The sequence below is a fragment of the Paraburkholderia tropica genome (genome assembly GCF_014171495.1).
In the GTDB taxonomy this organism is placed as follows: Bacteria; Pseudomonadota; Gammaproteobacteria; order Burkholderiales; family Burkholderiaceae; genus Paraburkholderia; species Paraburkholderia tropica.
The window spans coordinates 273,491-295,285 of record NZ_CP049134.1 but is presented as its reverse complement, the minus strand read 5'-3'; the positions used below and the strand labels follow the sequence as shown (position 1 = coordinate 295,285).

Below are 21,795 nucleotides of genomic sequence, written 5' to 3'. Positions count from 1 at the left end.
GCGCCCATAAAAAAACCGGCAGGCTGGCAACCTGCCGGTTTTTTATTTCGCCGATGTCGCCGGTTCAGCCGATCATGCCGGTTGAAGCGCCAGTTCCTGCGCGTAACGCGGCGCAGCGTCGCCGACGACGATGTGCAGCGTATCCGCCGACACCCACGCCACGTCGAGCGCGTCGAGCTTCGCGCGGTCGACCGCGGCCGGATCGCGCACGATCACGCGCAGACGCGTGGCCGCGACCGCATCGAGCGAGACGATGTTCGCCGCGCCGCCGAGCACGGCCAGCCAGCGCGACGGATTCGGATCGAGCGGACCGGCGTTGCGCGCGCCCGCCGCAGCCGGCGCGCTTTGCGCAACAGCCGGAGCCACGGCGGCGGCATTCACCGCCTTGGCCACATTCGCCACATTCGATGAAACACCGCCGCGCGCAAGCTCACCGCGAATCTCGTCGGCGATGATGTCCGCTTCCGGCCCGATGATGACCTGCACGCTTTCGCCGCCGCGCTTGAGCACGCCGCGCGCACCGATCGCCTTCAAAGCAGGCTCCGACACGCGCGCCGGATCGGCCACGTTCAGACGCAGACGCGTCGTGCACGCATCGACCACCTTGAGGTTGGCCGCGCCGCCGAGCGCATTGATATAACGCGCCGCGCGCGAAGTCGCTGCCATGCCCGGCACCGCGACGCCCGACATCGACTCGGCGATTTCGGTATCGCCCGCCGAGGCTTCACGGCCCGGCGTCGGCAAATTGAAGCGGCGGATGAAGAAGCGGAACAGCACGTAGTACACGACCGCGTACGCCACGCCGAGCGGAATCGCTTCCCAGCCGTGCGTCGAGAGGCCGTAGTTCAGCACGTAGTCGATCGCGCCCGCCGAGAACGTGAAGCCGAGCTTGATGCCCAGCAGCGAGCAGATCGCGAGCGACAGGCCCGTGAGCACCGCGTGGATCGCGTAGAGCACCGGCGCGAGGAACATGAAGGTGAACTCGATCGGCTCGGTCACGCCCGTGAGGAACGAGGTGAGGCCCATCGAGAGCAGCAGGCCCGCCACCATCGCGCGCTTTTCCTTCGGCGCTTCGTGCAGCATGGCGAGACACGCGGCCGGCAGGCCGAACATCATCACCGGGAAGAAGCCGGCCATGAAGCCGCCCGCCGTCGGGTCGCCCGCGAAGAAGCGATGCAGGTCGCCCGTGACCGGCGCGCCGCCCGCCGGCGTGAACGTGCCGAACACGAACCACACGAGCGAGTTGAGGATGTGGTGCAGCCCCGTGACCAGCAGCAGACGGTTGAGCAGGCCGTACACGAAGGTGCCGATCGCGCCCGCCGTGGTGAGCCAGTGGCCCGCCGTGTCGATCACGCTCTGCACCGGTCCCCACGCATAGCCGAATATCACCCCGAGCGCGAGACACACGAGCCCGGTGATGATCGGCACAAAACGCTTGCCGCCGAAGAACGCGAGGAACTCGGGCAGCTTGATGTCCTTGAAGCGGTTGTACAGCATGCCCGCGACGACACCGGCCACCACGCCCGACAGCACGCCCATGTTGAGCTTGTCGTTGATGTCCTTCATCACGGCGGTCTCGACCAGATAGCCGAGCGCGCCCGCGAGCGCCGCGACGCCGTTGTTGTCCTTCGCGAAGCCGACCGCGATGCCGATCGCGAACAGCAGCGGCAGGTTGTCGAAGATCGCGCCGCCCGCGTCGGCGATGATCTTGATATTGAGCATGTCGCTCTGGCCGAAGCGCAGCAGAATGCCCGCCACGGGCAGCACTGCGATCGGGAGCATCAGCGCGCGGCCGAGGCTCTGGATCTTGAGAAACGGATTGCCATCCATCGAACTGCCTCCAGTCCCTGTCTCTTGAGGTATTGCGGCGAGACGTATTGAGGTGAGAAAAGCCGGCGCGCGATCGCTGCGCGCGCCGGGGTGTGGTTTGGGAAACCGTTGAAAACCTGCGAAACCGTTGGAAACCTTCGGAACCCTGATTACCGGATTCCGAAGCGATACGCGCCGTTCAGTCGAGCGGCCAGTTCGCGCGGCTCGCGGCGCGCACGTCCTGCGCCGATTCGAGCATCAGCACGTCCTGGGCGCGATCGCGGCACAGCGCGTAGTCGAGCTTGCGCACGCGCGCCTTGATCGACGGCACCGAGACCGGATCGACCGACAGCTCGGTCACGCCGAGACCGACGAGCAGCGGCACCGCGAGCGGATCGCCCGCCAGCGCGCCGCACACGCCCACCCACTTGCCGTGCTTGCGCGCGCCTTCCACCGCGATCGCCACGAGGCGCAGCACGGCCGGATGCAAGCCGTCGGCCTGCGCGGCGAGATCGGGCTGGCAGCGGTCCATCGCGAGCGTGTACTGCGTAAGATCGTTGGTGCCGATCGACAGGAAATCGGCGTGACGCGCAAGCTGGTCGGCCAGCAGCGCCGCCGACGGCACCTCGATCATCACGCCCACTTCGACGCGCGTGCTGCGGCCCGCTTCGCGCGCGAAGGCGTCGATGCGTTCGCGCAGGTGCACGAGTTCGCCCACGTCGGTGACCATCGGCAGCAGAATGCGCAGCGCGCCTTCGGGCTTCACGGCCACGAGGCCGCGCAACTGGTCGTCGAGCAGATCCGGGCGCACCTGCGCGAGCCGGATGCCGCGCAGACCGAGCGCCGGATTCGGCTCGGGCGGCAGCGTCAGATAATCGACTTCCTTGTCGGCGCCCACGTCGAGCGTGCGGATGATCGCCGTGCGGCCCGCGAGCGCTTCCGCGATGGCCTGATAGCTCTGGCGATGTTCCTCGACCGTCGGCGCCGCCTGACGATGGATGAACATGAGTTCGGTGCGCAGCAGGCCCACGGCGTCGGCGCCGTTGTCGACGGCCGTGCGCGCGTCGTCGAGCGTCGCGATATTGGCCGCGACTTCGACCGCGTGGCCGTCGCGCGTGGCGGCGGCTTCGTGCGAGGTGCGGCGGTTCGCTTCGCGCACGCCCGCGAGGCGCTGCTTCTCGGTGCGCGCGCGTTCGATGTCGGCGGCGCCGGGCGCGAAGGCGAAGCGTCCCGCGCTCGCGTCCACGATCACCTGCGCGCCTTCGTCGATCTGATGCAGCGCGTCGCCCAGCGCGACCAGCGCCGGAATGCCGGCCTGACGCGCGATGATCGCGGCGTGCGAGGTCGCGCCGCCGCGCGCCATCACGAGCGCCGTCACGCGCGTGCGGTCGAGTGTGGCGAGATCGGAGGGCGTGAATTCGTCGGCGGCGAGCACGGCTTCGTCGGGCAACTCGCGTTGCGCCGCGCCGTTCGCACCGGCCGCGCCGCTCGTATAGGCGAGCGAACGCAGCACGCGCTTTTCGAGGTCGCGCAGATCGGCGGCGCGTTCGGCGAGCAGCGGATCGTCGACCTTGCCGAGCACGGCGATCTGCGCGCGGATCGCCTCGCGCCACGCGAAGCCCGCGCTCTTGCCGAGGCTGATGAGATCGCGCGCGGCGTCGATCAGCGTGGGGTCTTCGAGCAGCACGCGATGCATCTGGAAGATGCCCGCTTCGCCGATCGCGCCGCGCTGCGACGCCGTGCGCACGGACGCTTCGAGTTCGGCGTCGATGGCCGCGACGGCCTTGTCGAGCAGACGGCTTTCCGCCGCCGGCGTGCCGCTCGCGAGTTCGGGCGGCGTGAGTTCGGCGTCGTCCCAGCGGACCAGCTTGCCGACCGCCACGCCCGGCGCGGCGCACACGCCCATCAGCGTGCCCGGCGCGCTTTGCTGTGCACGCTGTTGCGCGGTTTGCGCGTTAGCGGCAGCAGGCGCAGCAGCAAGCGGCGCAGGCGAAAGCTCGCGCGCAGGCGTTTCGGACACTTCGCCCGGCGCCTCGCGCAGCAACTCGCCCGCCACGGCGTCGACGGCCTTCTGCGCCTCGCGGCCCATGCCGACGAGTTCGATCGTCGCGCCCTCGCCCGCGCCCAGCCCGAGCAGGCCGACCACGCTTTCGATGGCCGCCTTGCGCTCGCCGTAACGCACCTCGACGCGCGCTTCCAGACCGCGCACCGCTTCGCGCGCCCGCGCCGCGGGCCGCGCATGCAGGCCGCCCGCATGCGCGAGCGTGACAGTGCGGCGCACTTCTTCCATCACCACGTTGGTGACGCTCGCCTCGACAGCCGCGCCGTCGCGCGCGCGCAGCACGAGCAGTGTCGTCTCGCCCGCGCGCACGTGGCCCGCGCCCGCACGCTCGACGACTTCGAACGCATCGGAGTTCGCGATCGCGATCACCGACACCAGGCTCGGCGCGTGACACGCCACGATATCGAGATCGAATTCGATCAGCAGATCGCCACGGCGCACCTGTGCGCCTTGCTCGACCTGGGGCGTGAAGCCCTTGCCGTTCAGCTCGACCGTGTCGATGCCGATGTGCACGAGAATCTGCGCGCCCTCGGCGCTTTGCAGCGTGACGGCGTGGCCGGTGCGCGCGAGGTGCATGACGGTGCCGTCGCACGGCGCGACAAGGCGGCCGACGAGCGGATCGACACCGATGCCGTCGCCGAACAGACCTTCCGAAAACACCGGATCGGGCACCGATGCGAGCGGCACGACCGGTCCGGTAAGCGGCGCGACGAGTTCGACGCGCGCGGCGGCATGTTCCGGGTTCATCAGACGGGACTCCTGGATGCGTTCCATCAGCTTTCCAATCTAGTGGGTTTCGGTGACTTTGTTCAGGAAGCGCGGCTCGTCCGGATTGCGTCCGCGCGCGGCGGCGAGACCCGCCGCCATCACGTAGAACGACAGGATCGCGGCGATCGGATCGAGCGACGCATCGGCGGCCGTGACGAGCGGCAACGTGGCGTCCGGCACGTCGGCGGGCGCGGCGAGCAGCACGCGCGCGCCGCGCTTTTGCATGTCGCGCGCGAAGTCGACGAGACCTGCCTGTTCCGGTCCGCGCGGCGCGAACACGAGCAACGGATAGTCGCGATCGATCAGCTCCATCGGACCATGACGCACTTCCGCACTCGAAAACGCTTCGGCCTGAATGCTCGAGGTTTCCTTGAGCTTGAGCGCCGCTTCCTGCGCGATCGCGAGCCCCGGACCGCGTCCGATCACCAGCATCTGCTTCACGTCGCGCAGTTCGTCGACGGCCTTCGACCAGTCGAGCGTGCCCGCGCGTTCGAGCGCGTCGGGCAACGCGCGCACGGCATCGAGGAAGGCGGCGTCGCGCTGCCAGAAGGCCACGAGTTGCGCCGACATCGCGAGCATCGCGATATAGCTCTTGGTGGCCGCGACGCTCAGCTCGGGTCCGGCGAGCAGCGGCAGTTCGTTGCCCGCGGCTTCGGCGAGCGGCGAGCCGGCGACGTTGACCATCGACGCCGTCAGCGCGCCCGCTTCGCGCAGCACGCGCATGGTGGCGACGAGATCAGGACTCCTGCCTGATTGGGAGAAAGCAAGGCCGAACTGGCCGCGCACACGTAAGGGCGCCTGCTGGAGCGTGGCGATCGACATGGGAATCGAGGCGACCGGCACGCCGAGGCGGCTCATGGTGAGCGCGGCGAAATAGCTCGCCGCGTGGTCGGAGCTGCCGCGCGCGACGGTCAGCGCGACCTGGCGCGGCTCGGCTTGCAGCACGTCCGCGAGCGCCTCGACGCGCGAGGTGTCCGCAAGTTGCGCCGCGACGACGCCGGCCGAGGCCAGCGCTTCTTTAAGCATATTCGACAATCGATTCTCCTTCGACATAGGTCGCGGTGAGCGCCAGTTCGCGGTCGAACACGTTGACATCGGCCCATGCGCCGCGCACGAGGCGGCCACGGTCTTCGATGCCGAGGTAGTCGGCCGCGTAGCGCGACAGGCGCGCGGATACGTCCGCGATCGGCAAGCCGAGCGAGACGAGATTGCGCAGCGCCTGATCCATGGTGAGCGTGCTGCCCGCGAGCGTGCCGTCGGCGAGACGCACGCCGCCGAGGCACTTCGTCACGTGCTGGCTGCCGAGGCGGTATTCGCCGTCGGGCATGCCGGTGGCCGAGGTGCTGTCGGTCACCACATAAAGGCGCGGAATGGCGCGCAGCGCCGCGCGGATCGCACCCGGATGCACGTGCAGCAGGTCCGGAATGATCTCCGCGTATTCCGCGTGCGCGAGCGCCGCGCCGACCAACCCCGGATTGCGATGGTGCAGCGGCGACATCGCGTTGAACAGATGCGTGAAACCGCAGGCGCCGTGCTTGAGCGCGGCGACGGCGTCGTCGTAGGTGGCGAGCGAATGGCCGAGCTGCACGCGCACGCCGCGCGCCGCCATTTCGCCGATGATCTCGATATGGCCCGCGATTTCGGGCGCGACGGTCACCACGCGGATCGGCGCGATGGCCAGGTACTTGAGCACTTCGTCGAGCACGGCCGACACGGCCGCGTCGGGCTGCGCGCCGAGCTTGCCCGGATTGATGTACGGCCCTTCAAGGTGCACGCCCAGCACGCGGGCGGCGCCCGGCGTGCGCTGGCGCGCGACGTCGCCGAGGCCCGCGACCACGCTCATCAGCTCGTCGCGCGGCGCGGTCATGGTGGTGGCGAGCAGGCTCGTCGTGCCGAAACGCGCATGCGTGCGCGCGATGGTTTCGATGGCGTCGCCCGCTTCCATCACGTCGGCGCCGCCGCCGCCGTGCACGTGCAGATCGATGAAGCCGGGAATGATGTACGGCGCGTCGTTCTTCGACGGATCGGCGGCCTCGCCCTGAATCGACGCGATGCGGCCGTTCTCGAACGACAGCGTGCCGTTGATCCAGCCTTCGGGGGTGAGAATATTTCCGCTCAGCATGAGATTTTTCCGATGTTGCGCGCGACGTTGGCCGGCGCGCGATAAGTCGTTACGTCGATGTCCATGAGAGAGTCCTGACGCAGCTGTGCGTTCCGTCCGACTTCGAATTCGCCTGCTTTTTCGTCCGCTTTTTCGCCTGCCACTTTCTTCATTGCCGCAGCTCCGCGACGAAGTCGTAATAGCCGTCGCGGCAGTACGTGTCCGTCAACTCGATGGCGCGCTGGTCGGGCGAAAAACCCACACGCGTGATCACGAGCAGCGCCGCGCGCGGCTCCACGCCCATCAGCGCGGCGATCTCGCCGGTCGCATTCACGGCGCTGAAGTGCTGCAGCGCGCGCACGACAGGCTGGCCGCGCGATTCGAGGTACGCGTACAGCGAACCGTCGATCAGCGCCGGATTCGGCACGATGGACACCGGCAGCGCGGAATGCTCGACGGCCATCACGGTGCCGTCCGCGCGGCGCAGCCGCCGCAAACTCGTGACCGACGCGCCCGGCGACAAACCGAGCTGGACGATTTCCTCGCGCCGCGCCGGGCGCACTTCGCGCTCGAGCCACACCGAATCGGCGGTGAAACCGCGCTGCTCCATCTTTTTCGTGAAGCCGGTGAGGCGCGACAGCGGGTCCTCGACGCGCGGCGTGATGAAACTGCCCGCGCCGCGCGCGCGCCGGATCAGACCCTGCTCGACGAGCAGTTCGATCGCCTTGCGCGCGGTGATGCGCGACACGCCGATCGCGTCCGACAGCGTGCGCTCCGAAGGCAGCGCCTCGCCAGCCGACCACACGCCGCAGTGAATGGCCGTGGCAAGGTTGCGCGCCAGTTGCAGATAGAGCGGCGTGACGTTGCGCGCGTCGGGCATCAGGGCAGACCAACGGGTTTCCATGGAACTCCGGCCAGCAGTGGACAGATCGTGGGGCGCCCGGGCGGCTCGGCATTGACGCTCGGCGGCCCGGTTCGAAAGCGAGCCCATTATATAACCACAATAATACCAGTCAACGGACGCGTGAACTTTCGCCTGCGCGAGAAAACCTCGCGAAAAATCAATAACTTGCACGAACTCATAAGGCTTGGCGCGGTGCCCGATTGGTCTCGGTGTTTTCCCTGGAGAGCCCAGTTTTGGTCTACCGGTAGCGGACCACAAGCCAGTTAAAAGCCATGTCGGAGCACACCACCGTAATACCGCTGTAGGACCAATACCCCTGCGCGAAGGCAAACAACAATATCGTCAGACGAAAACATCCCATATAGTGGCATCTGACCAATATCAACGAATGACGACGGGGTAAGAAGGTTGTCAAACGATTCCGACACGAGACGGCATGCAGAAGCCGTCCTGCAGTTCAATCGCTTCTATCGAAAATTTCTGGGCACACACGTCGGCGGCCTTCCGCCCATGCCCTACTCGCTGACGGAAATGCGCATCCTGCGCGAACTGGCCAGCAATAGCGCCGATACCGCCGCCGCGCTCGCGCGCAATCTCTCGCTCGATTCCGGGTATCTGAGCCGCATCCTGACGGGTTTCGAGCAACGCGCGCTGATCTCGCGCGAGCCCTCGAAAGCCGATGCGCGCCAGACGCTGCTGCGTCTGACGGAAGGCGGCCGGGCAGCCTATGCGGCGCTCGCCACGGCCGCGATCGGCAATATCGAGAGCATGCTGGCGAGGCTGACGAAAGACGAGCAGGCGCGGCTCGTCGAGGCCATGCGGGTGGTGCAGCAGCTTTTGAGCTAGGCGCCGTCGCGCATTCACGGCGACGCGCCAAAGAAAAAAGCCGCTTCTTTCGAAGCGGCTTTTTCGTCTGCGGCGATGAAGCGCCCAAGTGGCGCTTATCTGTCAGCGCTTAGAACGACGGGACCATCGAGCCCTTGAATTCGTTCTTGATGAACTGGCGCACGTCTTCCGACTGGTAAGCGGCGACCAGCTTCTTCACCCACGGCTTGTCCTTGTCCTGCGCGCGCACGGCGATCAGGTTGGCGTACGGGCTGTGGATGTCTTCGATCGCGATCGCGTCCTTGGTCGGCTGCAGACCGGCGGCGAGCGCGTAGTTCGTGTTGATCACCGCAGCGTCGACGTCGCCGAGCGCGCGCGGCAGTTGCGCGGCGTCCAGTTCGACCAGCTTCACCTTCTTCGGATTCGACGCGACGTCGAGCGCCGTGGCATTGTTGCCGTTCGTGCCCGCGCCTGCGCGCAGCTTGATCAGACCCTTGCTCTGCAGCAGCAGCAGCGCGCGGTTTTCGTTCGACGGATCGTTCGGCACCGCGACCTTCGCGCCTTGCGGCAGGTCGTTGAGCGACTTCAGCTTCTTCGAGTACACGCCGATCGGCGAGATGTACGTGAGACCCGCGTTGACGATCTTGTAGCCGCGCTGCTTGATCTGGCTGTCAAGGTACGGGCCGGTCTGGAAGCTGTTGGCGTCGAGGTCGCCCGAATCGAGCGCCGCGTTCGGCTGCACGTAGTCGTTGAACTCGATGACCTTGACGTTCAGGCCTTCGCGCTTCGCGACCTTCTGGACCACGGCCCAGACTTGCGCGTCCGGACCCGACACGGTGCCGACCTTGATGACCTGGTCGTCCGCGCGTGCGCCGAAGCTGGCTGCGAGGGTGGTGGCGGCGACGCCGGCGAGGAGAGCTTTAATCAGATTTCTGCGCTGCATGGAGTGAGTTTCGAGCTGGATGCGTATTGATCGCGTTTTTATCGCGAGAATTGTCGCGGGTCTTGCCGCGCGGTCGCGGCTGTCACGTCGCCGGTCGCGGCGGCGTCATGTGCCGCGCGTCGGCGCAGTCATAAATGATCCCATATGATGAGCGCCCCGCGAAATAAAGAAATCGCATACGGGTATGCCGGCGCGCGCCAGTGTGCGCCGCTGCCGGCGAGGATGCGAGCCGCTCAGCTGTTGATATCGAGCAGGATCTTCAGGTCGTGGAGCCACGGCGTGACGCCCTGGCCGTCGCGTGCGAACAGGCGCAGCTTGCCCGTGGTGTCGAACACGTAGCTGGCCGCCGTGTGATCCATCGTGTAGTTGTCGGGCGTGGTGCCCGGCACCTTCGCGTAGTAGACGCGGAAGTCCTTCGTGATCTGCTTGAGCTGCTCGTCGTTGGCCGGACGCAGCGCGATGAAGGTCGGATCGAACGCGCTGACGTACTGGCTCAGGATCTCGGGCGTGTCGCGTTGCGGATCGACGCTCACGAAAATCACCTGCACGCGCTTCGCGGCGTCGGGACCGAGTTGCTGGAGCGCCTGCGAAAGCTCGGCCATCGTGGTCGGGCAGACGTCCGGGCAATGGGTGTAGCCGAAGAACAACACGACCACCTTGCCCTGGAAGTCGGCGAGCGTGCGCGTCTTGCCGTGCGAATCGGGCAGCGAGAAGTCCTTGCCGAACTGCGTGTTGCCCGTGATGTCGAGATTCGAGAACGACGGCGGTTGCTGGCCGCACCCTTCGAGCGCGAGCGTGCCGCCCACGAGAGCGGTCGCCGCGAGCGCGACGACCGTGGCGCGCGCGAGGCGCGCTAGCGAAGTGCGGACCATCGCGTCACGCCCCGATGAGTGCGTGCACGTAATGATCGACGAGCAGCGCGACGAACAGCAGCGAGAGATAGATGATCGAGTAACGGAACATCGCGCGCGCGAGGTCGTCCGAATACTCGACATAGATCTTCCAGGCGTAGGCGAGGAAGATCGCGCCGAGCAGCACGCTCGACACCAGATACAGCAGACCGCTCATGCCCGAGATATAGGGCATCAACGCGACGGCAAAAAGGATCAGCGAGTACAGCAGGATGTGCAGGCGCGTGTACTTCTCACCGTGCGTGTTCGGCAGCATCGGCAGGCCCGCGGCTTCGTAGTCCTTGCGGCGATACAGCGCGAGCGCCCAGAAGTGCGGCGGCGTCCAGACGAAGATGATCAGCACGAGAATCCACGCGTCGCCCGGCACGTGACCGGTGACGGCGGCCCAGCCCAGCGCGGGCGGCATGGCGCCCGAGGCGCCGCCGATCACGATGTTCTGCGGCGTGGCCGGCTTGAGCAGCAGCGTGTAGATGATCGCGTAACCGATGAAGGTCGCGACCGTGAGCCACATCGTGAGCGGATTCGTGAACGTGTAGAGCACCCACATGCCCACGCCGCCGATCACCGCCGAAAACAGCAGGATCTGCCGGCTCGTGATCTCGCCGCGCGCCGAGGGACGCCACGACGTGCGGCGCATGCGGGCGTCGACCTTCTGTTCGACGAGACAGTTAATCGCGAAGGCTGCGCCGGCCGTCAGCCAGATGCCGACGGTACCGCCGATCAGCTGCTTCCAGGGCACCATGCCCGGCACGGCGAGGAACATGCCGATGACCGCGCAAAACACGGCCAGTTGGGTGACGCGCGGCTTGGTCAGCGCGAGATATTGCGAAACGCGGCTGCCGGGCGACTGGGGGAGGGTTGTACTTTCCATAGGGCGGGATCACACCGCAGCGGTGTCGCGCGCAGGGAGAACGGCGCGGCCGGGGCGGCTACAAGCAATTCGAAAGTTTAGCACGACGAGCAAAAGCAACAGGATCGCCGCGCCACCGTTGTGAGCCACCGCGATGGGCAATGGCCATTGCAGGACGATGTTCGAAAGTCCTGTCAGGAACTGGAGGGCGATCACGATCAGAACCCAGTTCGCGGGACGGCGCAAGGAGGCATAGCGCCGCATTTTCAAGGCGAACCCTACCAGATACGCGATCACCACGAAGGCAAACGTGCGATGCGTCCAGTGGATCGCGACCAGCGCGTCCTGCGTGATGACGTCGCCGTTGCCGTCCATGCCGAGCGCGCGCCAGAGGTGGAAGCCGTGATGGAAATCCATCGGCGGAATCCACGCGCCGTTGCAGGTCGGGAAGTCGGTGCAGGCGAGCACCGCGTAGTTCGTGCTCACCCAGCCGCCCAGCGCGATCTGCGCGATCAGCAGCACGAGTCCGATCAGCGCGGCCGCGCGCCAGCGCGCGGCGTCGGGCTCGTAGGCGGGCAGCGGCGTCATGCGCGCGGCGAGCCACGCGAGCGCGCCGAGCAGCGTGAGGCCCAGCATCAAATGCGTGGTGACGATGATCGGCTGCAGCTTCATCGTCACGGTCCAGGCGCCGAACACACCCTGCACGACGATCAGGCCGAGCAGCGCCGTCGGCCACCACGGCGAGACGTGCAGCGGCATGCGCTTGATGCGCGCGCGCCAGGCGATCGCCGTCTGCGCGATGATCAGCACGCCGATCGCCATCGCGAAGTAGCGGTGAATCATTTCGATCCACGCTTTCGACATGCTGACGGGACCGGTGGGCATGGCCAGATGCGCCGCAGCGATCTGCGCGTGCGCGATGAACGGCGACGAGGTGCCGTAGCAGCCCGGCCAGTCGGGGCAGCCGAGGCCCGAATCGGTGAGACGCGTGAAACCGCCGAACATGACGAGGTCGAGCGTCATGAACGTCGTGAGCCACACGAGCTTGCGAAACTTGTTGTCGTCGGCCTTCACCCAGACCCACGAGAGCGGCAGCAACGCGATGCACAGGCCGATCAGGCCCAGCTCCAGGATAAACATCTCTTTCTCTTACTCTTCTCTGTCAGACGCGCTGCGCACCTTAACCGATGCGGGACCACTTGAGGAGCTTCGTGACGTCTTGTTTGATCTTCGACGGATCCGGCTGGGCCGGGAATCGCATCATCAGATTGCCGTTGGGATCGACCAGATAGATGTGATCGGTGTCCTTGGTCGTGTCGGTGGCGGGCAGCCACGCGGCCACGGAAGCCGGGTTGGCGCGCAACATGCGCGTATCCGCGTAAGCCTGCTTCACCTTGTCGGGCACGTTCGCGTCGTCGGTGCGCAGAAACACCGTGACGATGCGCTCGCGCTCCGCCCCTTGAGTCGCGCGCACCTGGCGCATGAAATAGAGCTTCTGCGCGCAGGCGTCGTTGCACGCGCCGCTGTCCACCGTCAGCATCAGCCAGCGGCCGCTCAGCGAGGCGAGCGGCACTTCGCGGCCGTCGTCGCCGGTCACCGTCAGCGCGGACGGAATCGTGCGCTGCGGTTCGATCAGCGTGCCGTAGCTCGTGCTGCCGCCCTTCGGCTTGATCACGTAATACGTGAAATACGACAGCACGATGGGCGCGCCGCAAATGATGACGATGAGCAGCAGCATCCAGCGGCCGCGTTGCCACGAACCTTTCTGCTGACCGTTGCCGCCGCGCGCCGGGTGGCGCGGGACCTGCGATGTATCGGGTGTGTGAGTCGACACTGCTTGAACCTCGTTGTTGTCGCTTCCGGTTTGTCCTGCGCTGAGCTGAGCCAGCGGACGATCCTGCCCCATCGGATGATCAGGCGTCCTTCGTGCCCGGCATCGGACCGTGCATGCGCTCTTTTGCCGCAGCCCGGCGCGCCGCATACAGCCCGAATCCGAGCGCCGCGGCCGCCATGCCCCACCACTGGAGCATGTAGCCGTAGTTGCGTTCGACGTCGGTGGCGGGCGCCGGCCAGTCGCGCACGAGGCCGTCCTTGAAGGCCGGCACGAAGGCGGTCTGCTGGATCACGAAGGGTTGCAGGGGCAATCCGGTTTCCGCCGCGTAGGAAGCGACGCCGAGATTCTGCCGTATCTTCTGATGCGCTGCAGAGCCGCCGGCACCCAGTTCGTACGCCCGCGACGCATCCGCGCGCGCGATGCCTTCCACCGTGACCGTGCCAGCAGGCGTGTCATAGGGCGCGATCGTCTCGCGGTTATCGATGCTGCGCGGCAGCCAGCCGCGATTCACGAGCACCACGCCGCCGGTTTCGAGTTTAAGCGGCATCACGACGTAAAAGCCTGGCTGGTCGTTATAGGGACGATTGTCGAGATACACCACGCGCTCAGGCAAAAACGTGCCGGTCGCGCGCAGGCGATGGAATTCGACGTCTTTGAGCGCGAGCGGCGCCGCGCCCACGATCTGCGGCGTCGCGTTTTCGTACTGCGTGATCTGCGCCTGGAGCGCTTCCTTCTGATGCGCGCGGTCGCGCTGCCAGAAGCCGAGCCGGATCGTCACGGCCATCACGAGCAGAATGAGCAGCGCGGGAACGAGGCGGATTTTCATCGGGTACGTCCAATGCGCGAAATACCGGTGATCGCCGCGATCGAACCCCACACGGCGAACCTCGGTGCCATAATGAGACGGGCGTTTTCAGTCATGCCAAATTCCGTGAACTTCATGCACATCCTGGTCCCTGTTGCGTTCGCGCTGATCATCGCCAGCATGATCTCGGCGCTCTACTTCATGATGCACGACCGGGGCCGCACCAAGCGCATGGTCTGGTCGCTCGCCACGCGCGTCGGCCTCTCGATCTCCCTCTTCCTCTTCATCCTCTTCGCGCACTGGATGGGCTGGATTCAGTCCACCGGCATTCCGTACGGGCGCTGATTCGCGCACCGCTTTCCCGCTCGCCCTTCGCGCTCGATCGTCAGGACGTCAAAGACAAAAACGCCGCGCCGACGAGGTCGGAGCGGCGTTTGCGTTCTGTTGTCGCCGCGAAGCGTCGCGCCACGCGCTCAGCGCCACTCAGAGCCAGTACACGACGACGTACAGCCCCAGCCACACCACGTCCACGAAGTGCCAGTACCACGCTGCGCCTTCGAACGCGAAGTGATGCTCGGCGGTGAAGTGGCCGCGAATCATGCGGATCAGCACCACGGTCAGCATCGTGCCGCCGAGGAACACGTGGAAGCCGTGAAAGCCCGTGAGCAGGAAGAACGTCGAACCGTAGATGCCCGACGCGAGCGTGAGGTTCAATTCGCCGTAAGCGTGGATGTACTCGAACGCCTGCAGGAACAGAAAGCACACGCCCAGCACGATCGTGGCCGCGAGCCACGCGATGGCCTTGGTGCGATGATTCTCGCGCAGCGCGTGGTGCGAGACCGTGAGCGTCGCGCCCGACGAGAGCAGCAGCGCGGTGTTGATGGTCGGCACCGGCCAGGGCGTCATCGAGCGGAAATGCGAGACCAGGGCCGCCGGGCCGTTGTTCGGCCACACCGCGGAGAAGTCCGGCCAGATCAGCTTGTAATCGAGGCTGCCGAGCTGGTGCAGCGCGATCTGGCGCGCGTAGAACAACGCCCCGAAGAACGCGCCGAAGAACATCACCTCGGAGAAGATGAACCAGCTCATGCTCCAGCGGTACGACACGTCGACGCGTTTGCCGTACATGCCGCCCTCCGATTCGGCGATCGCGTCGCCGAACCAGTGATAGAGCGTGAACAGCAACCACAGCAAGCCGATCACGACGCCGATCGGCGCCCACGAATCGCCGTTGATCCACGACGCGAGCGAGGCGAGCATGACCAGAAGTCCGAGCGCCGCGCTGATCGGATGCCGCGACGGGTGCGGAATGAAGTAGTACGGGCTATCGTTTTGGCCGCTCATGCCTGATTCTCCAATTTCCAGTTGCTCCGGCCGCAGCCGGCTGTGTGTCTCTCGTTGCGTCGCTTGTTGTGTTGCTGCGCTTGTTGCCTGATCTGCTTCCGTTGTTTCGTCTTGCGCCGCGCGCGGCTTCAACCCACCACCGCGTGCACAATCAGCAACAGCACGACGATGAACAGCACCGCGCCGATGATGCCCGCCGCGATCAGCGCCGCCGGATGCAGCTGCGCGGCGTCGGCTTCGAGGTCCGCGCGCTTGCGCACGCCGAGAAACGACCACGCGACCGCCTTCACGAGCTGCAGGACGCTGCCCTTTTTCGCGTTGCCTTTACCGTTCGTGCCGTTTGCGTTCATCTGCGCTTCATTGCGTGGGTGCCGCGTCATCGGTGGAATTCACGCGCCTGCCGCCTGCTTCGGCGCGGCCGGCACCGCCGGCTTGTTCAGCTCGAAGAAGGTGTACGACAGCGTGATCGTCTTCACGTCCTTCGGCAGCTTCGGGTCGACCACGAACACCACCGGCATGCGTTTCGTCTCGTTCGCCTTCAAGGTCTGCTGCGTGAAGCAGAAGCACTCGATCTTGCGGAAATACTCGGTCGCCTGCTTCGGCGCGTAGCTCGGAATCGCCTGCGCGTCGATCGTGCGTCCTTCGTTGTTCGAAATGTCGTACATCACGGTCATGACTTCGCCCGGATGCACATCGATGCTGCGCTGCTCCGGCCGGAAACCCAGCAGTCCGCGCGCGTTCGCATCGAGTTCGATCGACACCGTGCGCGTCATGTCGACCTGCGTGTTGCGCGCCTCGCGCTCGGTGGCGTCGCGCTGCACGAGATTGTTGATGCCGGTGATCTGGCAGATCGCGCGATACATCGGCACCAGCGCGAAGCCGAAACCGAACATCAACAGCGCCACCACGACGAGCTTCACGAGCATCGATCGGTTGAAGGCGCGGTCGTTTTCGGCGTGCTGCGTGGACATCGGACTTCCTCTTACGGTAAGACGGCAAATGCCCCGGCGTCAGTGGCCGGCGAAATACACCTGCTTGACGACGCCGGCCAGAAAGAAGGCCGCGACGACCGCCAGCAACACGAGGCCGAGCCGGCGGTTGCCCGCGCGAATCTGCTCGGGCGTGCGTCTTTTGTCTGTGTTGCGCGTCATGCTCGCGGGCCGGTTGGCCGCGTCCGTTCCGGTCATCGTGATGCGCATCGTGAATCGCTCCTCGTTGCGTGCTGCGATGAAAACCGCACAAAGACGGCGGCGTGCGTTAGCGGTTTGGCGTCGTTGTTCGGCGCGTTCTGCGTGTTCAGCGTGGTCGGCGTGTCCGGCAACGTGCGCCGGACACCGCGTTCCGAAAACGGCTTACTCGACCGTCGGCGGATTTTCGAAGGTGTGGAACGGCGCCGGGCTCGGCACGGTCCATTCGAGACCGGTCGCGCCGTCCCACGGCTTGTCGCCGGCCTTTTCCAGATCGCCGCCGCCGCGATACACGGGCAGCGCCACGAAGAACAGGAAGTACACCTGCGAGAGCCCGAAGCCGAATGCGCCGATCGTGATCACCTGGTTCCAGTCGGTGAACTGGGCCGGATAGTCCGCGTAGCGACGCGGCATCCCGGCGAGCCCGACGAAGTGCATCGGCAGGAACGCGAGGTTGAAGAACACCAGCGAGCACCAGAAGTGAATCTTTCCGCGCATCTCGTTGTACATCCAGCCGGTCCATTTTGGCGACCAGTAGTACCACCCTGAGAACAGCGCGAACAAGGACCCCGCCACCAGCACGTAATGGAAGTGCGCCACCACGAAATAGGTGCCGTGATACTGGATGTCGAGCGGCGCCATCGCGAGCATCAGGCCCGAGAGGCCGCCGAACGTGAACACGATCAGGAAGCCCACGGCCCACAGCATCGGCGTTTCGAACGTGAGCGAGCCGCGCCACATCGTGGCGACCCAGTTGAACACCTTGACGCCCGTCGGCACCGCGATCAGCATCGTCGCGTACATGAAGAACAGCTGGCCCGTGACCGGCATGCCCGTGGCGAACATGTGGTGCGCCCAGACCATGAACGAGAGAATCGCGATCGACGCCGTGGCGTACACCATCGAGCTATAGCCGAACAGCGGCTTGCGCGAGAACGCCGGAATCACCTGCGAGACGATCCCGAACGCCGGCAAGATCATGATGTAGACCTCGGGATGGCCGAAGAACCAGAAGATGTGCTGGTACATGACCGGATCGCCGCCGCCTGCCGCGTTGAAGAAGCTCGTGCCGAAGTGACGGTCGAACAGCAGCATCGTGATCGCGCCCGCGAGCACCGGCATCACGGCGATCAGCAGGTAAGCGGTGATGAGCCACGTCCACGCGAACATCGGCATCTTCATGAGCGTCATGCCCGGCGCGCGCATGTTCAGGATCGTCACGACGATGTTGATGCCGCCCATGATCGACGAAGCGCCCATGATGTGGACCGCGAAGATCGCGAAGTCCATGCCGGGGCCCATCTGCGTGGAGAGCGGCGCGTAGAGCGTCCAGCCCGCGGCCGTCGCGCCGCCCGGCGCGAAGAACGAGCCGACCAGCAGACACGCGGCGGCCGGCAGCAGCCAGAAGCTGAAGTTGTTCATGCGCGCGAACGCCATGTCCGAGGCGCCGATCTGCAGCGGCACCATCCAGTTCGCAAAGCCCACGAAGGCCGGCATGATCGCGCCGAACACCATGATCAGGCCGTGCATGGTGGTGAGCTGGTTGAAGAACTCGGGGCGCATGATCTGCAGTCCCGGTTCGAACAGCTCGGCGCGGATGCCGAGCGCCATCACGCCGCCCGACAGGAACATCACGAACGAGAACAGCAGATACAGCGTTCCGATGTCCTTGTGATTGGTGGCCAGCAGCCAGCGTCGCCAGCCGTGCGGTGTCTCGTGCGCGTGATCGCCGTGCACGTGGCCGTGCCCTGCTACATCGTGTCCGATGCTAGACATGACTCTCTCCTGAAGCGAATTGCTTTGCGTCTCTTACTGCAGTTGGTCTGGGCGTGCGTAGGCCCGCTCGTACTGCGTACTGCGCGTTTATTAAATTCTTATGGACTGCTTGCCGTCGCGGCCGTGCTGCAGGCCGCCCGGCTCAAGCCGCCGGGCTGATCGCCACGCGGCGCGCCTCTTTCGGGTCGGCGCCGCCAGTAACGGTTTCCGGCTTCTTCATGATGATGCGGTCTTCGGCGATGCCGGCCGCCTTCAGCGCGTCGCGCACGGCTTGCGCGCGATGCTTGGCGAGTTCGGCGTTCGCGTCGGCCTTGCCGCTCGCGTCGGTGTAGCCCGAGAGCGTGAATTTCGCGTCGGGGTGCGCCTTCGCGTAATCGGCGGCGGCCTGGATCGCGTCCTTCGCGTCGGCGGGCAGCGTGCTCTTGCCGATCTCGAAGTAGACGTTCGCGGGCAGCGACGCGCCGGCTTGCGCCGCGCCGGAGGCTTGATCCGCACCGCTCGCGGCGGCGGCCTGATCCGCGCCAGACGCAGCGGAAGCGCCCGCCGCACCGCTTGCCGCGGCCTGATCGGCACCCGCCGCAGCACCCGCCGCAGCCGTCGCGCCGCCTTCGGGCAGCTTGCCGTTGCGGGCGTCGGCGACCTGACGCGGTTGCAGAAGGTCGCCCATGTGGTTGCCCCACGAATTGCGCTCGAAGGTGATGACCGAAGCGATCTCCACGTCGTTGAGCGTGGGCGCCCACGACGGCATCGCGTTCTTGCCGTGCAGCACGATGCTCACGTGCTCGGCGATCGGACCGTTCGCGACCTTGCTGCCGTCGAGCGCCGGAAACGCGCCCGCGCCCTTGCCGGTCGGCTGGTGGCACACCGCGCAGTTGGCCGCGTAGACCTTCGCGCCGCGCTCCTTCAGTTCCGCGAGCGTGTAGGTCTTGTTCGGGTCGTCGTTGGCGGCCGACATCTTCGCCTTCTGCGTCTGCACCCACTTCGCGTAGTCGTCGTCGGACAGCACTTCGACCACGACCGGCATGTAGGCGTGCTCCTTGCCGCACAGCTCGGTACAGAAGCCGCGGTAGGTGCCCGTCTTCTCGGCCTTGAACCACGTGTCGCGCACGAAGCCCGGAATCGCGTCCTGCTTCACGCCGAACGCCGGCACGTACCACGAGTGCACCACGTCGTTGGCGGTCGTGATCACGCGGATCTTCTTGTTGACCGGCACGACGAGCGGGTTGTCGACTTCCTGCAGATAGGTGTCGGTGATCGGCGCATGGCCGTTCACTTCGGCGCGCGGCGTGGTCAGCGTCGAAAGAAAGCTGATGCCCTCGCCCGGCCCCTTCACGTAGTCGTAGCCCCACTTCCACTGATAGCCGGTGACCTTCACGGTGAGATCGGCGTTGGAGGTGTCTTTCATGGCCACGACGGCCTTGGTCGCCGGCAGCGCCATCAGCACGACGATCACGAACGGCACCACCGTCCAGATGATTTCGACGGTCGTGCTCTCGTGGAAATGCGCGGCCTGATGACCCTTCGATTTGCGGTGCGCAAAAATCGAATAGAACATGACGCCGAATACGCCGATGAAAATCACCGTGCATAGGATCAGCATCATCGTATGGAGGCTGTAAAGCTCTTCTGCGATGCGCGTGACGGGCGGCTGGAGATTGATCTCGTTGACCGCTGGACCGCCCGGACTGTCTCCGACTGCGAGTGCCGCGCCCGCGACCAGAAGTCCGCTGCACGCGAGCACGCCCTGTAGGGCTCGCTTGATTGTTTTCATAGCTTCCTTACCCATATTTTCCATTCAAACCCTCGACCCCGCAGGAAGGTTTCGCAATCAGGTCGCGCCCTGGGGCGCTCGCGCCGCGACTCGTAAAATGACGCAACGCGCATGATTTCAGCCCGCGCGCGCAAGCCACGCACGCAGTTCCCGCGCGAACTGCGCACGCCGATACTGCGGCAGATGCAACCCGACAGCGACCGCCTGGCCGCGGGACACGAGACGCACCGGATCGCGTGGGGTCGCGCCCGGCTCGACCCGGACCCAGCGGGGATTGAATTCGAACTGGGTGAGCGCGTTGGCGCTCATCTGCTCGATCACCAGCCGGTTCGGATATAGCCTGATACGTTCGTAATCGACAGCATGGCGCGCATAGATGGCGAAGGCGCCCCCAACTACCAACAGATCGATTCCAGTGAACGGCAAAACCAGCCAGGCGCCGTGGATCAACAGCAGAACGGCGATCGCGATGGAGACCAGCGCCAGCGACACATAGAACAACACGAATTGTCTGGGCGAAACCGAACAATTGCGCTTCATGGTCCAGTCTTTCAGGACCGGCTCCGGACTCGCCAGCAGATCAGATGTCTGCATCGCTCGCTCCCCCCACTGCAACATCCTCAGACTATCGCCGCTTTGCGCCTTACACAACTGCGGGAGATCTGGACTTGCCGTGTCGGATTTGGGGTCTGCCCGTGCAGCAAGCTGACGCATTATAGGCGCGAACCCCAGCCCTCACAAGCAAGCCCCAATCTGCCTAAAACCCTTACCAGACGGCACTTCCAGCGATTTTTCAACAAAAATTCGGGGGCTTTTCAGGCGCTAATTTCAGGCATAACGAAAGCCCCCTTACCACGTCAGCGATTCCTTGCCGAACCGCGTCCAATATCTTCGATCCGCACGATCCCGTGGCCTTCAGCCGTCGTGCGCGGCACGGCCTTCCAGGCGTGTCCGTAGATGATTTCGAAGGTGAGCGGGATGGTTCCCGCGTTCGGTCCGTCGTGCAACCGGCGCGCCTCGAGCGCGTCCAGCAGCGCACGATAGAGGCGACGCGGCGCGAGCGCCGGCGCGTCGGCGTCGGACGCTTCCCAGCCGAACGGATAGGCGCCCCAGCGGCGCACGTCGGCGAGCAGCTTTTCCGGCGTCTTGTAGGTGACGGTGAGCGTCTCCTGATCCATCACCGGAATCTCAAAGCCGTTCTCGACCAGCATGTCGCCGAGATCGTGCATGTCGACGAAATCGATCACGTGCGGCTGCGTGGCCACGCCGTGCGCGGCCTCGACTTCGGCATAGGCGCCACGTAGCTCCTTGAGCGTGTCGGGGCCGAGCGTGCTGAACATCAGCAGGCCGTTCACCTTGAGCACGCGCTGCCATTCGCCGAACACGAGGTCCGGGCGCGGATGCCAGTGCAGCGCGAGGTTCGACCACAGCATCTCGAATGCGCCGTGCGCAAACGGCAGTTCGGCGAAGTCGGCCTGCGCGAAACGCGGACCGCGTGCGCCGAGCGCCCGGCCGATCGAAACGGGGAGGAACCGGCGCCAGCTCGTGTCGCCGGCGTCGTGCGCGCGGGCGCGCTCGAGCATCGCAAACGAGAGATCGGCGCCGAACACCGGCGCTTCGGGGAAGCGCTCGCGCAGATTCGGGAGGTCGTCACCGGGGCCGCAGCCCAGGTCGAGCACGCACGTGGGGCTCACCTTGATGTAGTCGAGGCGCTCGCGCATGCGGCTCGCGATTTCTCGCGGCAGGAACGCGACCTCGTCGAAAGTCGCCGCGCGACGATCGAAAATCCGCTGCACATGGCGCGGATCATAGGCCGGACGGCCGGGTCTGGGGTGAGACGGGGACATGTCGGTCGTATTGGCGAAGTCTGCGAAGTATACTCGCTCACTCCCATCCTTTCAGTTCACG

The 21,795-nt window shown here is 65.7% G+C and carries 22 protein-coding genes; 2 read left to right on the top strand and 20 right to left on the bottom strand.

The window, feature by feature from the left end:
• Positions 1–72: 72 nt before the first annotated feature.
• From nagE to G5S35_RS01355, 6 genes are all read right to left on the bottom strand, one after another.
• The gene (gene nagE, locus G5S35_RS01380) at positions 73–1,830 is read right to left on the bottom strand and encodes an N-acetylglucosamine-specific PTS transporter subunit IIBC (RefSeq protein WP_124260944.1); all 1,758 of its coding nucleotides are present in this window, start codon (positions 1,828–1,830) and stop codon (positions 73–75) included.
• Between the two features lie 178 nt (positions 1,831–2,008).
• Entirely contained in the window at positions 2,009–4,645 is a 2,637-nt protein-coding gene (gene ptsP / locus G5S35_RS01375) for a phosphoenolpyruvate--protein phosphotransferase (protein ID WP_183038499.1), read from the bottom strand.
• A gap of 12 nt (positions 4,646–4,657) precedes the next feature.
• A complete protein-coding gene (locus tag G5S35_RS01370) occupies positions 4,658–5,665 on the bottom strand; it encodes an SIS domain-containing protein (protein WP_065062160.1) in 1,008 nt (335 codons plus the stop codon).
• Positions 5,658–6,761, bottom strand: a complete 1,104-nt coding sequence (gene nagA, locus G5S35_RS01365; protein WP_074981460.1) for an N-acetylglucosamine-6-phosphate deacetylase — start codon at positions 6,759–6,761, stop codon at positions 5,658–5,660. Before nagA ends, G5S35_RS01370 begins: the two co-directional genes overlap by 8 nt.
• Positions 6,755–6,913 carry a hypothetical protein gene (locus G5S35_RS01360; RefSeq protein WP_156773828.1) on the bottom strand — a complete coding sequence of 53 codons (159 nt, stop codon included), beginning with the start codon at positions 6,911–6,913 and terminating at the stop codon, positions 6,755–6,757. The genes nagA and G5S35_RS01360 overlap by 7 nt, the downstream gene beginning before the upstream one ends.
• The gene (locus G5S35_RS01355) at positions 6,910–7,644 is read right to left on the bottom strand and encodes a GntR family transcriptional regulator (RefSeq protein WP_065062155.1); all 735 of its coding nucleotides are present in this window, start codon (positions 7,642–7,644) and stop codon (positions 6,910–6,912) included. Before G5S35_RS01355 ends, G5S35_RS01360 begins: the two co-directional genes overlap by 4 nt.
• 510 nt (positions 7,645–8,154) lie before the next feature.
• On the opposite strand from G5S35_RS01355, the gene G5S35_RS01350 reads away from it, so the two are divergent.
• Positions 8,155–8,490: a MarR family winged helix-turn-helix transcriptional regulator gene (locus G5S35_RS01350; protein WP_124263144.1), complete on the top strand. Its 336-nt coding sequence runs from the start codon at positions 8,155–8,157 to the stop codon at positions 8,488–8,490.
• 109 nt (positions 8,491–8,599) lie between these two features.
• On the opposite strand, the gene G5S35_RS01345 is transcribed toward G5S35_RS01350, so the two are convergent.
• The 6 genes from G5S35_RS01345 to G5S35_RS01320 form a co-directional block, all read right to left on the bottom strand.
• Positions 8,600–9,412 (bottom strand): MetQ/NlpA family ABC transporter substrate-binding protein, encoded by an 813-nt coding sequence (locus G5S35_RS01345; protein WP_065062151.1) that lies wholly within the window; start codon positions 9,410–9,412, stop codon positions 8,600–8,602.
• Positions 9,413–9,645: 233 nt separating this feature from the next.
• A complete protein-coding gene (locus G5S35_RS01340) occupies positions 9,646–10,284 on the bottom strand; it encodes an SCO family protein (RefSeq protein ID WP_065062150.1) in 639 nt (212 codons plus the stop codon).
• 4 nt (positions 10,285–10,288) lie between these two features.
• Positions 10,289–11,194 (bottom strand): heme o synthase, encoded by a 906-nt coding sequence (gene cyoE, locus G5S35_RS01335; RefSeq protein ID WP_065062149.1) that lies wholly within the window; start codon positions 11,192–11,194, stop codon positions 10,289–10,291.
• 9 nt (positions 11,195–11,203) lie between these two features.
• Complete coding sequence (locus G5S35_RS01330; RefSeq protein ID WP_065062146.1) at positions 11,204–12,313, bottom strand: COX15/CtaA family protein; 1,110 nt, start codon at positions 12,311–12,313, stop codon at positions 11,204–11,206.
• A gap of 40 nt (positions 12,314–12,353) precedes the next feature.
• Positions 12,354–13,007 carry an SCO family protein gene (locus G5S35_RS01325; RefSeq protein WP_065062333.1) on the bottom strand — a complete coding sequence of 218 codons (654 nt, stop codon included), beginning with the start codon at positions 13,005–13,007 and terminating at the stop codon, positions 12,354–12,356.
• A gap of 79 nt (positions 13,008–13,086) precedes the next feature.
• The gene (locus G5S35_RS01320) at positions 13,087–13,833 is read right to left on the bottom strand and encodes an SURF1 family protein (RefSeq protein WP_074981454.1); all 747 of its coding nucleotides are present in this window, start codon (positions 13,831–13,833) and stop codon (positions 13,087–13,089) included.
• A gap of 114 nt (positions 13,834–13,947) precedes the next feature.
• Here G5S35_RS01320 and G5S35_RS01315 point away from each other — a divergent pair, with 114 nt between their 5' ends.
• Positions 13,948–14,157, top strand: a complete 210-nt coding sequence (locus G5S35_RS01315) for a twin transmembrane helix small protein (RefSeq protein ID WP_028201826.1) — start codon at positions 13,948–13,950, stop codon at positions 14,155–14,157.
• A 138-nt stretch (positions 14,158–14,295) separates the two neighbouring features.
• Here the strand turns inward: G5S35_RS01315 and G5S35_RS01310 are convergent, their stop codons facing one another.
• The 8 genes from G5S35_RS01310 to G5S35_RS01275 form a co-directional block, all read right to left on the bottom strand.
• Positions 14,296–15,153: a cytochrome c oxidase subunit 3 gene (locus G5S35_RS01310; RefSeq protein WP_065062142.1), complete on the bottom strand. Its 858-nt coding sequence runs from the start codon at positions 15,151–15,153 to the stop codon at positions 14,296–14,298.
• A gap of 128 nt (positions 15,154–15,281) precedes the next feature.
• Positions 15,282–15,503 carry a DUF2970 domain-containing protein gene (locus tag G5S35_RS01305; RefSeq protein ID WP_065062140.1) on the bottom strand — a complete coding sequence of 74 codons (222 nt, stop codon included), beginning with the start codon at positions 15,501–15,503 and terminating at the stop codon, positions 15,282–15,284.
• Positions 15,504–15,542: 39 nt separating this feature from the next.
• The gene (locus tag G5S35_RS01300) at positions 15,543–16,124 is read right to left on the bottom strand and encodes a cytochrome c oxidase assembly protein (protein WP_074981452.1); all 582 of its coding nucleotides are present in this window, start codon (positions 16,122–16,124) and stop codon (positions 15,543–15,545) included.
• Between the two features lie 39 nt (positions 16,125–16,163).
• On the bottom strand, positions 16,164–16,304 hold the full coding sequence (locus tag G5S35_RS01295; protein ID WP_216822702.1) for a cytochrome oxidase small assembly protein: 141 nt from the start codon (positions 16,302–16,304) through the stop codon (positions 16,164–16,166).
• Positions 16,305–16,505: 201 nt separating this feature from the next.
• Entirely contained in the window at positions 16,506–18,116 is a 1,611-nt protein-coding gene (gene ctaD / locus G5S35_RS01290; RefSeq protein WP_065062134.1) for a cytochrome c oxidase subunit I, read from the bottom strand.
• A 142-nt stretch (positions 18,117–18,258) separates the two neighbouring features.
• The gene (coxB, locus tag G5S35_RS01285) at positions 18,259–19,911 is read right to left on the bottom strand and encodes a cytochrome c oxidase subunit II (protein WP_110325347.1); all 1,653 of its coding nucleotides are present in this window, start codon (positions 19,909–19,911) and stop codon (positions 18,259–18,261) included.
• Positions 19,912–20,004: 93 nt separating this feature from the next.
• Positions 20,005–20,481 carry a DUF2244 domain-containing protein gene (locus G5S35_RS01280; RefSeq protein ID WP_065062129.1) on the bottom strand — a complete coding sequence of 159 codons (477 nt, stop codon included), beginning with the start codon at positions 20,479–20,481 and terminating at the stop codon, positions 20,005–20,007.
• Positions 20,482–20,744: 263 nt separating this feature from the next.
• Complete coding sequence (locus tag G5S35_RS01275) at positions 20,745–21,734, bottom strand: methyltransferase domain-containing protein (RefSeq protein ID WP_074981448.1); 990 nt, start codon at positions 21,732–21,734, stop codon at positions 20,745–20,747.
• Positions 21,735–21,795: the final 61 nt, after the last annotated feature.

Bases quoted from the DNA above. Each gene is read 5' to 3' on its own strand.
- nagE (WP_124260944.1), bottom strand. From the start codon at position 1,830: ATGGATGGCAATCCGTTTCTCAAGATCCAGAGCCTCGGCCGCGCGCTG.
- ptsP (WP_183038499.1), bottom strand. From the start codon at position 4,645: ATGGAACGCATCCAGGAGTCCCGTCTGATGAACCCGGAACATGCCGCC.
- G5S35_RS01370 (WP_065062160.1), bottom strand. From the start codon at position 5,665: ATGCTTAAAGAAGCGCTGGCCTCGGCCGGCGTCGTCGCGGCGCAACTT.
- nagA (WP_074981460.1), bottom strand. From the start codon at position 6,761: ATGCTGAGCGGAAATATTCTCACCCCCGAAGGCTGGATCAACGGCACG.
- G5S35_RS01360 (WP_156773828.1), bottom strand. From the start codon at position 6,913: ATGAAGAAAGTGGCAGGCGAAAAAGCGGACGAAAAAGCAGGCGAATTC.
- G5S35_RS01355 (WP_065062155.1), bottom strand. From the start codon at position 7,644: ATGGAAACCCGTTGGTCTGCCCTGATGCCCGACGCGCGCAACGTCACG.
- G5S35_RS01350 (WP_124263144.1), top strand. From the start codon at position 8,155: ATGCCCTACTCGCTGACGGAAATGCGCATCCTGCGCGAACTGGCCAGC.
- G5S35_RS01345 (WP_065062151.1), bottom strand. From the start codon at position 9,412: ATGCAGCGCAGAAATCTGATTAAAGCTCTCCTCGCCGGCGTCGCCGCC.
- G5S35_RS01340 (WP_065062150.1), bottom strand. From the start codon at position 10,284: ATGGTCCGCACTTCGCTAGCGCGCCTCGCGCGCGCCACGGTCGTCGCG.
- cyoE (WP_065062149.1), bottom strand. From the start codon at position 11,194: ATGGAAAGTACAACCCTCCCCCAGTCGCCCGGCAGCCGCGTTTCGCAA.
- G5S35_RS01330 (WP_065062146.1), bottom strand. From the start codon at position 12,313: ATGTTTATCCTGGAGCTGGGCCTGATCGGCCTGTGCATCGCGTTGCTG.
- G5S35_RS01320 (WP_074981454.1), bottom strand. From the start codon at position 13,833: ATGAAAATCCGCCTCGTTCCCGCGCTGCTCATTCTGCTCGTGATGGCC.
- G5S35_RS01315 (WP_028201826.1), top strand. From the start codon at position 13,948: ATGCACATCCTGGTCCCTGTTGCGTTCGCGCTGATCATCGCCAGCATG.
- G5S35_RS01310 (WP_065062142.1), bottom strand. From the start codon at position 15,153: ATGAGCGGCCAAAACGATAGCCCGTACTACTTCATTCCGCACCCGTCG.
- G5S35_RS01305 (WP_065062140.1), bottom strand. From the start codon at position 15,503: ATGAACGCAAACGGCACGAACGGTAAAGGCAACGCGAAAAAGGGCAGC.
- G5S35_RS01300 (WP_074981452.1), bottom strand. From the start codon at position 16,124: ATGTCCACGCAGCACGCCGAAAACGACCGCGCCTTCAACCGATCGATG.
- G5S35_RS01295 (WP_216822702.1), bottom strand. From the start codon at position 16,304: ATGACGCGCAACACAGACAAAAGACGCACGCCCGAGCAGATTCGCGCG.
- ctaD (WP_065062134.1), bottom strand. From the start codon at position 18,116: ATGTCTAGCATCGGACACGATGTAGCAGGGCACGGCCACGTGCACGGC.
- coxB (WP_110325347.1), bottom strand. From the start codon at position 19,911: ATGGAAAATATGGGTAAGGAAGCTATGAAAACAATCAAGCGAGCCCTA.
- G5S35_RS01280 (WP_065062129.1), bottom strand. From the start codon at position 20,481: ATGCAGACATCTGATCTGCTGGCGAGTCCGGAGCCGGTCCTGAAAGAC.
- G5S35_RS01275 (WP_074981448.1), bottom strand. From the start codon at position 21,734: ATGTCCCCGTCTCACCCCAGACCCGGCCGTCCGGCCTATGATCCGCGC.